We start from the raw sequence: 10,719 nt of genomic DNA, 5'->3' as shown, positions 1-10,719 counted from the left end.
AGCTGGCGCACCGGCGACACCAGCGCCTCGCCGGCGGGCGTCAACGCGACGCGCCGCCGCGTGCGGTCGAACAGCGCGGTGCCGAGCCGGGCCTCGATCTGCCGGATCGCGAGCGTCAGCGGCGGCTGCGTCATGTTGAGCTGCTGCGCTGCGCGGCCGAAGTGCAGCGTCTCGGCCAGCACCAGGAACTGCCGCCAGGCGCGCAGCTCGACGCGAAGCTCGTCACTCATACACAAGACATATCAATCCACCACGCTGGATATATTGGACGACATTCTGCACGCGATCGATACTCACGCTCCCCCCGAGCATCCGCCAGGAGACACCCCGATGAGCAGCCCCGTCAACCGCCGTTCGAAGAACATCACCGAAGGCGTCGCACGCGCGCCGAACCGTTCGATGTACTACGCGCTCGGCTACCAGGAAGGCGACTTCAAGAAGCCGATGATCGGCGTGGCCAACGGCCATTCGACGATCACGCCGTGCAACTCCGGCCTGCAGAAGCTGGCCGACGCCGCGGTGGCCGGCATCGAGGAAGCCGGCGGCAATGCGCAGATCTTCGGCACGCCGACCATCAGCGACGGCATGGCGATGGGCACCGAGGGCATGAAGTACAGCCTGGTGTCGCGCGAGGTGATCGCCGATTGCATCGAGACCTGCGTCGGCGGCCAGTGGATGGACGGCGTGCTGGTGGTCGGCGGCTGCGACAAGAACATGCCCGGCGGCATGATGGGCATGCTGCGCGCCAACGTGCCGGCGATCTACGTCTACGGGGGCACCATCCTGCCGGGGCGCTACAAGGGCCAGGACCTGAACATCGTCAGCGTGTTCGAGGCGGTCGGCCAGTTCAGCGCCGGCAACATGAGCGAGGAAGACTTCTGCGAGATCGAGCGCCGCGCGATCCCCGGCAGCGGCTCGTGCGGCGGCATGTACACCGCCAACACGATGAGTTCGTCGTTCGAGGCGCTGGGCATGGCCCTGCCCTTCAGCAGCACGATGGCCAACCCGCACGACGAGACCGCCAACACCGCGAAGGCGGCGGCGCGCGTGCTGGTCGAGGCGGTGAAGGCCGACCTGAAGCCGCGCGACATCGTCACGAAGAAGTCGATCGAGAACGCGGTGGCGGTGATCATGGCCACCGGCGGCTCGACCAATGCGGTGCTGCACTTCCTCGCGATCGCGCATGCGGCCGGCGTCGACTGGACCATCGACGACTTCGAGCGCGTGCGCCGCAAGGTGCCGGTGCTGTGCGACCTGAAGCCCTCGGGCCGGTACCTGGCGGTCGACCTGCACCGTGCCGGCGGCATCCCGCAGGTGATGAAGGTGCTGCTGAAGGCCGGCCTGCTGCACGGCGACTGCATGACGATCACCGGCAAGACGGTGGCCGAGAACCTGGCCGACATTCCCGATGTGCCGCGCGCCGACCAGGACGTGATCCGCACCATCGACAACCCGATGTACGCCGAGGGCCACCTCGCGATCCTGAAGGGCAACCTGTCGCCCGAGGGCTGCGTCGCGAAGATCACCGGCCTGAAGAACCCGGTGATCACCGGGCCGGCGCGGGTGTTCGACGACGAGCAGTCGGCGCTGGCTGCGATCATGGCGCGCAAGATCGTCGCCGGCGACGTGATGGTGCTGCGCTACCTCGGCCCGAAGGGCGGACCGGGCATGCCCGAGATGCTGGCACCGACCGGCGCGCTGATCGGCCAGGGCCTGGGCGAATCGGTCGGCCTGGTCACCGACGGCCGCTTCTCCGGCGGCACCTGGGGCATGGTGGTGGGGCACGTCGCGCCCGAGGCCTACGCCGGCGGCACCATCGCGCTGGTGCACGAAGGCGACTCGATCACGATCGACGCCCACACGCTGACGCTGCAGTTGAACGTCAGCGACGAGGTGCTGGCGCAGCGCCGTGCCGCCTGGACGCCGCCGAAGCCGCGCTACACGCGCGGCGTGATGGCGAAGTTCTTCAAGAATGCCGCGAGCGCGAGCCAGGGGGCGGTGCTGGACAACTGATCGACGGTGGTGATCCGGCAAGTTGCCCTGCGGGGCGACTTGCGCGGCGTCAGACTTTGCGCTTCTTGCGGCGGCCGCGCTTGTCCATGCCGAGCTTGGCCAGGCTCTCTTCGCGGCGCTTGGCGACGCGCTCGTCCATCTTCTCGACTTCCTTGCGCTTGGTGTAGCCGGTCGCATCGGCAAAGATCCACCAGGCAATGGCCGCACCGAAGGGCCACAGGATCGCGATCCATCCCCACTCGGCTGCCGGGCCCACTTCGGCCAGTTTCATCACCAGCAGCAGCACCCCCAAAACGACGAAATACATGAGCGTCCCTCGATCTTTTGCCTTGTCCTACGCGAGGCAACGGTCAACCATGCCACGTAGAATTCGTTGAGTTTCCAGTATCCCACCCCTTCGGAAGGAAATCATGAAGTCGCTGCTCTCGCTGATCGTTGCCCTCTCCGCCCTGGCAGCCGCACCGGCTTTCGCCAACCCGGAGCTGGCGCAGAAGAAGAATTGCATGGCCTGCCACGCCATCGACAAGAAGCTGGTCGGCCCGTCCTACAAGGATGTCGCCGCGAAGTACGCCGGCCAGAAGGACGCCGTCGACAAGCTGGCACAGAAGGTGATCAAGGGCGGCGCCGGCGCGTGGGGCGCGGTCCCGATGCCCGCGAACACGCAGGTGTCCGACGCCGAAGCCAAGCAGTTGGTCACGTGGATCCTGAGCTTGAAGTGATCGGCGTCAGCCGATCGACAAAAAGCCCCGCACTGCGGGGCTTTTCTTTTGGGACTCGGATCCGCCTTCAATAGGCCTGGCCGAGCTGCTCGAGGATCGCGGGGTTCTCCAGCGTGCTCGTGTCCTGCGTCACCGCCTCGCCCTTGGCCACCGAGCGCAGCAGCCTGCGCATGATCTTGCCGGAGCGCGTCTTCGGCAGGTTGTCGCCGAAGCGGATGTCCTTCGGCTTCGCGATCGGGCCGATCTCCTTGCCGACCCAGTCGCGCAACTGCTTCGCGATCGCCTTGGCTTCGTCACCGCTCGGGCGCGGGCGCTTCAGCACGACGAACGCGCAGATCGCCTCGCCGGTCGTGTCGTCCGGGCGACCGACCACCGCCGCTTCGGCGACCAGTTCGGTGAAGCCCACCAGCGCCGACTCGATCTCCATCGTGCCCATGCGGTGCCCGCTGACGTTCAGCACGTCGTCGATGCGGCCGGTGATCGTGAAATAGCCGGTCTTCTCGTCGCGGATCGCACCGTCGCCGGCCAGGTAGTACTTGCCCTGGAAGTCGGCCGGGTAGTAGCTCTTCTTGAAGCGCTCCGGGTCGCCGTAGATGGTGCGGATCATCGATGGCCACGGCTTCTTGACGACCAGGATGCCGCCCTGCCCGTTCGGCACGTCCTTGCCGGTCTCGTCGACCACGGCGGCGATGATGCCGGGGAACGGCAGCGTGCACGAGCCCGGCACCAGCGGCGTCGCGCCCGGCAGCGGCGTGATCATGTGGCCGCCGGTCTCGGTCTGCCAGAAGGTGTCGACGATCGGGCAGCGGCCGCCGCCGATGTGCTCGTGGTACCACTCCCAGGCCGCAGGGTTGATCGGCTCGCCGACCGAGCCGAGGATGCGCAGCGAACCCAGGTCGTAGTTGCGCGGGTGCACCGCTGCGTTGCTCTCGGCCGCCTTGATCAGCGAGCGGATCGCCGTCGGCGCGGTGTAGAACACGCTGACCTTGTGGTCCTGGATCATGCGCCAGAAGCGGCCGGCGTCGGGGTACGTGGGCACGCCCTCGAACACGATCTCGGTGCCGCCCAGCGCGAGCGGCCCGTAGGCGATGTAGGTGTGGCCGGTGACCCAGCCGATGTCGGCGGTGCACCAGAAGATGTCGTCGGGCTTCAGGTCGAAGGTCCACTTCGTCGTCAGCGCCGCATGCAGCAGGTAGCCGCCGGTCGAGTGCTGCACGCCCTTGGGCTTGCCGGTGGAGCCCGAGGTGTACAGCAGGAACAGCGGGTGCTCGGCGCCGACCCATTCGGGTTCGCAGGTGACCGGCTGCGCGGCCGTCAACTCGTGCATCCAGCGGTCGCGCGACGCATCGAATGCGATCTGGCCGCCGGTGCGCTGGTAGACGATGACGCTCTTGACGCTGTCGCAGCCGCCGAGCGCGATCGCGTCGTCGACGATCGCCTTCAGCGGCAGCTGCTTGCCGCCGCGCAGCTGCTCGTCGGCGGTGATCACCATCACCGCGCCGGCATCCTCGATGCGGTCGCGCAGGCTCTGCGCCGAGAAGCCGCCGAACACCACCGAGTGGGTGGCGCCGATGCGCGCGCAGGCCTGCATCGCGACCACGCCCTCGACCGACATCGACATGTAGATGACGACGCGGTCGCCCTTCTTGACGCCCTGCGACTTCAGCGCATTGGCCATGCGGCAGGTCTTCGCGAGCAGGTCGCGGTAGCTGACGCGCGTCACCTGACCGTCATCGGCCTCGAAGATGATCGCGGTCTTGTCGCCGAGGCCGGCCTCGACCTGCTTGTCCAGGCAGTTGTACGAGACGTTCAGCGTGCCGTCCTCGAACCACTTGAAGAACGGCGCCTGGCTGCTGTCGAGCGTCTTCGTGAACGGCGTCTTCCAGCTCACCACCTCGCGCGCGAGGCGGGCCCAGTAGCCTTCGTAGTCGGCCTCGGCCTCGGCGCACAGCTTGTCGTAGGCGGCCATGCCGGACACATGGGCGGCCTTGGCCAAGGCCGCGGGGGGGGCGTAGACCTTGTGCTCGCTCGAACTCATGCTTGTCTCCTTCAGCGGTTTGCGAATTCTGCACGCACCATAGACAGCTGCTCTTACGAACGACTGACGCAGGCGCCCGGGTCTTCACCGATGGTGCGCCCACTACAATTTCAGGCAACCGGACTATCCCTGCACACCCCATGACCCAGATCCCCGACCACAGCAACAGCAAGCTGCGCCCCTTGCCCAACCTCATCTTCATGAGCCGTTGGCTGCAGCTGCCGCTGTACCTCGGGCTGATCGTCGCGCAGGCGGTCTACGTGTTCCACTTCTGGGTCGAGCTGGTGCACCTGGTCGAAGCGGCCTTCGGCAGCCAGACGGCGCTGCAGGCGGTGTTCACCGCGGTCGGCGTCAGCGGCGATGCCGCCAAGGGCACCAAGCTGACCGAGACGACCATCATGYTGGTCGTGCTCGGCCTGATCGACGTGGTGATGATCTCCAACCTGCTGATCATGGTGATCGTCGGCGGCTACGAGACCTTCGTGTCGCGCATGAACCTCGAAGGCCACCCCGACCAGCCGGAGTGGCTGAGCCACGTCAACGCCTCGGTGCTGAAAGTGAAGCTCGCGACCGCCATCATCGGCATCTCGTCGATCCACCTGCTGAAGACCTTCATCAACGCCGATGCGCTGAGCGACCGGGTGCTGATCGCGCAGACGGTGATCCACTGCGCCTTCCTGCTGTCGGCGATGGCGATCGCGATCACCGACCGCCTGCTGCCGCACACCCCCTCGAATCACTGAGGCCGGCGCGCACCGCCCAGCAGCAGCAAGGTGCCGGCGATGCCGGCGATCAGCGAGCCGCACAGCACGCCGAGCTTGACCTGCGTCTCGTAGTCGCCGCCGCGGCCCTCGAAGGCCAGCGCGCCGATGAACAGGCTCATCGTGAAGCCGACACCGCACAGCACGCAGACGCCGAAGAACTGCCGCGTGCTGGCGCCGGCCGGCAGCTCGGCCCCGGCCAGCCGGATCAGCAGCCAGGCGGCACCGAACACGCCGATCGCCTTGCCCAGCACCAGCCCGCCGGCGATGCCCAGCGGCACCGTCTGCGCGAGCGTGCCGAACGTGACGCCCTGCAGCGACACGCCGGCATTGGCGAACGCGAACATCGGCAGCACCGCGAACGCGACCCAGGGGTGCAGCGCATGCTCGGTGGTCTCGAGCGGCGAATGGCCCTCGTCGCCGCCCCGCAGCGGAATCGCCAGCGCCGTCGCCACGCCGGCCAGCGTCGCATGCACGCCCGATTTCAGCACGCACACCCAGATCACCAGCCCGACGATGACGTACGGCCCGACGCTCATCACCCGGGCGCGGTTCAGCAGGAACAGCACGACGCCGCCGGCCAGCGCCGCGCCCAGCATCGCGAGCGACACGTCGGCGGTGTAGAACAGCGCGATCACGACGATCGCGCCCAGGTCGTCGATGATCGCCACCGCCGTCAGGAAGACCTTCAGCGAGGCCGGCACGCGCGAGCCCAGCAGCATCAGGATGCCGAGCGCGAACGCGATGTCGGTGGCCGCGGGGATCGCCCAGCCGTGCAGCGCGACCGGGTCGCCCAGGTTGATGCCCGCGTAGATCAGCGCCGGCACCGCCATGCCGCCAACCGCCGCGCCGGCCGGCAGCAGCGCCTGCCGGGCCGAGGCCAGTTCGCCGGCCAGCATCTCGCGCTTGATCTCGAGCCCGACCAGGAAGAAGAACACCGCCATCCACAGGTCGTTGACCCACAGCAGCAGCGGCTTGGCCAGCACCAGCAGGTCGCCGCCGATGCGCAGCTCGCCCGGCAGGTCGACGAAACGCTGGTAGGCCTCGTGCCACGGCGAGTTGCTGACGATCAGCGCGATCATGGCGGCCAGCGCCAGCACGACGCCGCCCGCCGATTCGGACGCGATGAAGCGCCGGATGCCATTCAGCATGAGTTCTCCCCTGTCAGTAAAATTCGCGGCTCAAGCCCAGCCCGCTCGCCGGGGATTGTTCCGCAGTTCAGCAGTTCCGCCCACTTTCCGGGATAGCCACATGACCTCGATCCGCTACACCGACCTGGTTGACAGCGTCGCCGCCGCACTCCAATACATCAGCTACTACCACCCGGCCGACTACATCGCGCACCTGGCGCGGGCGTACGAAGCCGAGCAGGGCCCGGCCGCGAAGGATGCGATCGCGCAGATCCTGACCAACTCGAAGATGTGCGCCGAAGGCCGCCGCCCGATCTGCCAGGACACCGGCATCGTCAACGTCTTCATGAAGATCGGCATGGACGTGCGCTTCGAGGGCTTCCCGGCCGGCGTGGAAGACGCCGTCAACGAAGGCGTGCGCCGCGGCTACCTCGACCCCGAGAACAAGCTGCGTGCGAGCATCGTGGCCGACCCGCACTTCGAGCGCAAGAACACCAAGGACAACACGCCGGCGGTGATCCACATGAGCCTGGTGCCGGGCAACACGGTCGACATCCAGATCGCGGCCAAGGGCGGCGGCAGCGAGAACAAGAGCAAGTTCGTGATGATGAACCCGAGCGACAGCCTGGTCGACTGGGTGCTGAAGACGGTGCCGACGATGGGCGCCGGCTGGTGCCCGCCGGGCATGCTGGGCATCGGCATCGGCGGCACGGCCGAGAAGGCGATGCTGCTCGCGAAAGAGTCGCTGATGCAGGACATCGACATGTACGAGCTGAAGGCGCGCGGCCCGCAGAACAAGCTCGAGGAGCTGCGCATCGAGCTGTGCGACAAGATCAATGCGCTCGGCATCGGCGCGCAGGGCCTGGGCGGGCTGACCACCGTGCTCGACGTGAAGATCGCCACCTACCCGACGCACGCGGCCAGCAAGCCGGTCGCGATGATCCCGAACTGCGCCGCCACGCGCCATGCGCACTTCGTGCTGGACGGCTCCGGCCCGGCCTTCCTCGAGGCGCCCAGCCTCGACCTGTGGCCCGACGTGAAGTGGGCTCCCGACTACAACAAGAGCCGCCGCGTCAACCTCGACACGCTGACGCGCGAAGAGGTGGCGAGCTGGAAGCCGGGCGAAACGCTGCTGCTGAACGGCAAGATGTTGACCGGCCGCGATGCCGCGCACAAGCGCATTCAAGACATGCTCGCCAAGGGCGAGAAGCTGCCCGTCGACTTCACCAACCGCGTCATCTACTACGTCGGCCCGGTCGATCCGGTGCGCGACGAGGTGATGGGCCCGGCCGGCCCCACCACCGCGACCCGCATGGACAAGTTCACCGAGATGATGCTCGCGCAGACCGGGCTGATCGGCATGATCGGCAAGGCCGAGCGCGGCCCGACCGGCATCGATGCGATCAAGAAGCACAAATCGGCCTACCTGATGGCGGTGGGCGGCGCGGCCTACCTGGTCTCGAAGGCGATCCGCAAGGCCGAGGTGGTGGGCTTCGCCGACCTGGGCATGGAAGCGATCTACGAGTTCGAGATCAGCGACATGCCGGTGACGGTGGCGGTCGATTCCGAGGGCACCTCGGTGCACACGACCGGCCCGAAGGAGTGGCAGGCGAAGATCGGCAAGATCCCCGTCGCGGTCTCCTGAGCCATGGGCTGACGTGCACGCCCTGCCCTTCGCGCTGACGAAGATCCAGGCGCCGCGGCCGCGCGGCGAGCACCTGGATCGGCCGCAGCTCGAAGGGCGCCTCGCCGCCGCCCTCGGCCAGGCGCGGCTGATGCTGCTGTGCGCGCCGGCCGGCTTCGGCAAGACGGCGCTGCTGGGGCAGCTGCTGGCCTCGCGGCAGGACACCGCGGTCGCCTGGATCGCCGCCGACGATGACGACGACCTGGCGCGCTTCATCGCCTGCCTGGTCGCCGCGCTGGAACCGCACGATCTGCCATGGCGCATCTCGCCGCAGGCATTGACCACGCTCGGGCAGCAGCCACGCGGGCTGCGCCGCATCGCCGATGAACTGCTGAGCGCCTTGGGCGGTGCCGACCTGCTGCCAGGACAAGAGCACGGCCTGATCGTGCTGGACGATGCGCACCGCATCGCCGATGCGCGCATCTTCGAGCTGCTCGACCTGCTGCTGGAGCAGCTGCCGGCCCGCTGGACCGTGCTGCTCGCGAGCCGCACCGATCCGCCGCTGTCGCTGGCCCGGCTGCGCGCGCAGGGCGAGCTGCTCGAGCTGCGCCAGGCCGAGCTGGGTTTTGCCGACGACGAGGTGCGCTCGCTCGCCGCCCGGCGGGGTGCCGATGCCGGGTTGGTGCAATCGCTGGTCGAGCGCCTGCAGGGCTGGCCGGCCGGCATCCGGCTGAGCCTCGATGCGGCGACGCTGGCCGGCACCCGCACGCCGGCGGCACTCGGCCAGCGCCACCTGTTCGACTACCTCGCGAGCGAGGTGCTGGCCGACATGCCGGACGGGCTGCGCCGCTTCCTGCTGCAGACCTCGGTGCTCGCCGAGCTGGAAGCCGGGCGCTGCAGCGCGCTGACCGGTGACCCGCAGGCCGCCGGCTGGCTGGACGACATCGAACGCCGCGGCCTGTTCGTCACCGTGCTCGACGGGCCGCAGCTGACGCTGCGCCTGCACGACCTGTTCCGCGACTTCCTCGAAGACCGGCTGCGCCACGAATCTCCCGACGCGCTCGCCGGCTTGCTGCATCGCGCCGCCGAGACCGAGCCCGACGCCGCACGCCGCATCGGCTACCTGCAGCGTGCCGGCGACTGGGCGGCCGCCGAGGCGGCGCTGAATGCCGTCGCCCGCGGCTGGCTCACCGACGGCCTGCTGACGCAGACGCAGCGGCTGCTGGCGCAGTTTCCGGCCGCGTGGCGAGAGCGCTCGTCGCCGCTGATGCTGCTGCAGGGGCTGGCCGCGTGGGCGCGCTGGGATTTCGTCGCGATGGCCGGGCACTTCCAGCAGGCGCTGCGCCTGGCCGAGCAGCAAGGCCGGGCAGACCAGGCGCAGCGGGCGCGGGCCTACGTGGCGCTCAGCCTGTGCCAGGTCGACCAGCGCGACGACGCGGCCGCGCTGCTCGCCGAGCTGCGCACGCAGGCCTTGCCGCTCGAAGCCGAGGTCACGACGCTGACCGCCAGCCTGTGGCATGCCGGCGACTACGGGCCGGTCGGGCCGTCCGCCGGCTACATGGCGCGGCGCAACACGCTGCTGGCCGATTGCAGCGACATCGGCCTGTGGTACCAGGCGACGCCCAACCCGCGCGATGTGACGCTGCCCGGCATCGCCCCGGCCCTGACCGAGTTCGTCGAACGCGCGCTGCGGCTGGCGCCCGAGCACCCGACCGCGATGAGCGCGATCGCCTGGCTGCTGCACGGGCTGATCGCACTGTGGCACGGCGATGCGGTGCGCGCGGCCGAGCGGCTGCAACGTGCCGACGAGGAGTCGCGCTGGCTCGGCGGCCCGCGCAATGTGCGCACGATGCTGGCGCTGGCGGGCGGCATGCTGCACGCGCTGCGCGGCGACATCGACGCGATGCGCCAGGCCGCCGCCCACCTGCTGGCCGACCCTGAGCAGGAGCCGCCGAGCGCGCGCCGCGAGAAGCTGCGCCGCAACATGCAGTTCCAGGCGCTGCGGCTGGCGATGATCGCCGACGATGCGGAGCGCGCCCGCGCCCTGGTGGCAACGCTGGGCGCGCCGGACCTGCTGGCCTCGACGCGCATCGCGCAGCGGGCCCGCGAGCTGGCGCTGCCGGCCTTCGCGGCCGAGCTGGCCGGGCGCTGGCCGCAGGTGGTCGAGTGCTGGCAGGCGGCGCTGCAGACGCCCGATGCGCTCGAGTGGTACGGGCTGCTCACCGAAGGCAGGCTGCGTCTCGCGGCGGCGCTGGTGCGGCTGGGCCGGCAGCGCGAGGCGGCGCAGCAGGTCGAGGCCGCTGCGCTGCGCTGTGCGAGCGACGGCTGGATCGGCTCGGCGCTGCTCGCCGGCCCGCGCGCGCTGGCGACGCTGGCGCATGGCGGCATGGTGCTGGGCGCCGGGGCGCAGGCGGCGCTGGCGAACTGGCTGGAC

At 69.1% G+C, this 10,719-nt stretch carries 9 protein-coding genes; 5 read left to right on the top strand and 4 right to left on the bottom strand.

The features are described 5' to 3' along the window. Positions 1-230, bottom strand: a 230-nt coding sequence (locus AC1DXV_RS25475) for a LysR family transcriptional regulator (RefSeq protein WP_477936177.1), incomplete at its 3' end; no start/stop codon positions are given. Between the two features lie 100 nt (positions 231-330). Here AC1DXV_RS25475 and ilvD point away from each other — a divergent pair. Next, the gene (gene ilvD / locus AC1DXV_RS25470) at positions 331-2,013 is read left to right on the top strand and encodes a dihydroxy-acid dehydratase (protein ID WP_477936175.1); all 1,683 of its coding nucleotides are present in this window, start codon (positions 331-333) and stop codon (positions 2,011-2,013) included. Positions 2,014-2,062: 49 nt separating this feature from the next. Here the strand turns inward: ilvD and AC1DXV_RS25465 are convergent, their stop codons facing one another. Then, positions 2,063-2,320 carry a TIGR04438 family Trp-rich protein gene (locus AC1DXV_RS25465; protein ID WP_477870519.1) on the bottom strand — a complete coding sequence of 86 codons (258 nt, stop codon included), beginning with the start codon at positions 2,318-2,320 and terminating at the stop codon, positions 2,063-2,065. 103 nt (positions 2,321-2,423) lie between these two features. Here AC1DXV_RS25465 and AC1DXV_RS25460 point away from each other — a divergent pair, with 103 nt between their 5' ends. Next, the gene (locus tag AC1DXV_RS25460) at positions 2,424-2,732 is read left to right on the top strand and encodes a c-type cytochrome (protein WP_477870521.1); all 309 of its coding nucleotides are present in this window, start codon (positions 2,424-2,426) and stop codon (positions 2,730-2,732) included. Positions 2,733-2,799: 67 nt separating this feature from the next. On the opposite strand, the gene acs is transcribed toward AC1DXV_RS25460, so the two are convergent. Next, positions 2,800-4,770: an acetate--CoA ligase gene (acs, locus tag AC1DXV_RS25455; RefSeq protein WP_477936173.1), complete on the bottom strand. Its 1,971-nt coding sequence runs from the start codon at positions 4,768-4,770 to the stop codon at positions 2,800-2,802. A 140-nt stretch (positions 4,771-4,910) separates the two neighbouring features. On the opposite strand from acs, the gene AC1DXV_RS25450 reads away from it, so the two are divergent. Continuing rightward, positions 4,911-5,513 carry a YqhA family protein gene (locus AC1DXV_RS25450; RefSeq protein ID WP_477936171.1) on the top strand — a complete coding sequence of 201 codons (603 nt, stop codon included), beginning with the start codon at positions 4,911-4,913 and terminating at the stop codon, positions 5,511-5,513. Here the strand turns inward: AC1DXV_RS25450 and nhaA are convergent. After that, positions 5,507-6,682, bottom strand: a complete 1,176-nt coding sequence (gene nhaA / locus AC1DXV_RS25445) for a Na+/H+ antiporter NhaA (RefSeq protein ID WP_477936169.1) — start codon at positions 6,680-6,682, stop codon at positions 5,507-5,509. The genes AC1DXV_RS25450 and nhaA overlap by 7 nt on opposite strands. A gap of 100 nt (positions 6,683-6,782) precedes the next feature. On the opposite strand from nhaA, the gene AC1DXV_RS25440 reads away from it, so the two are divergent. After that, a complete protein-coding gene (locus tag AC1DXV_RS25440) occupies positions 6,783-8,306 on the top strand; it encodes a fumarate hydratase (protein ID WP_477936167.1) in 1,524 nt (507 codons plus the stop codon). A 13-nt stretch (positions 8,307-8,319) separates the two neighbouring features. Beyond that, the coding region (locus tag AC1DXV_RS25435) for a winged helix-turn-helix domain-containing protein (RefSeq protein WP_477936165.1) at positions 8,320-10,719 on the top strand (2,400 nt) is incomplete at its 3' end.

The organism is Rhizobacter sp. P3_C12 (assembly GCF_056402735.1).
The sequence above is the reverse complement of the archived record's forward strand: the minus strand, read 5'-3'. Positions and strand labels throughout refer to the sequence as shown.

What these genes read in the sequence shown, in the direction of transcription:
- ilvD (WP_477936175.1), top strand. Translation starts at nt 331, where the DNA reads ATGAGCAGCCCCGTCAACCGCCGTTCGAAGAACATCACCGAAGGCGTC.
- AC1DXV_RS25460 (WP_477870521.1), top strand. Translation starts at nt 2,424, where the DNA reads ATGAAGTCGCTGCTCTCGCTGATCGTTGCCCTCTCCGCCCTGGCAGCC.
- AC1DXV_RS25440 (WP_477936167.1), top strand. Translation starts at nt 6,783, where the DNA reads ATGACCTCGATCCGCTACACCGACCTGGTTGACAGCGTCGCCGCCGCA.
- acs (WP_477936173.1), bottom strand. Translation starts at nt 4,770, where the DNA reads ATGAGTTCGAGCGAGCACAAGGTCTACGCCCCCCCCGCGGCCTTGGCC.
- AC1DXV_RS25465 (WP_477870519.1), bottom strand. Translation starts at nt 2,320, where the DNA reads ATGTATTTCGTCGTTTTGGGGGTGCTGCTGCTGGTGATGAAACTGGCC.
- nhaA (WP_477936169.1), bottom strand. Translation starts at nt 6,682, where the DNA reads ATGCTGAATGGCATCCGGCGCTTCATCGCGTCCGAATCGGCGGGCGGC.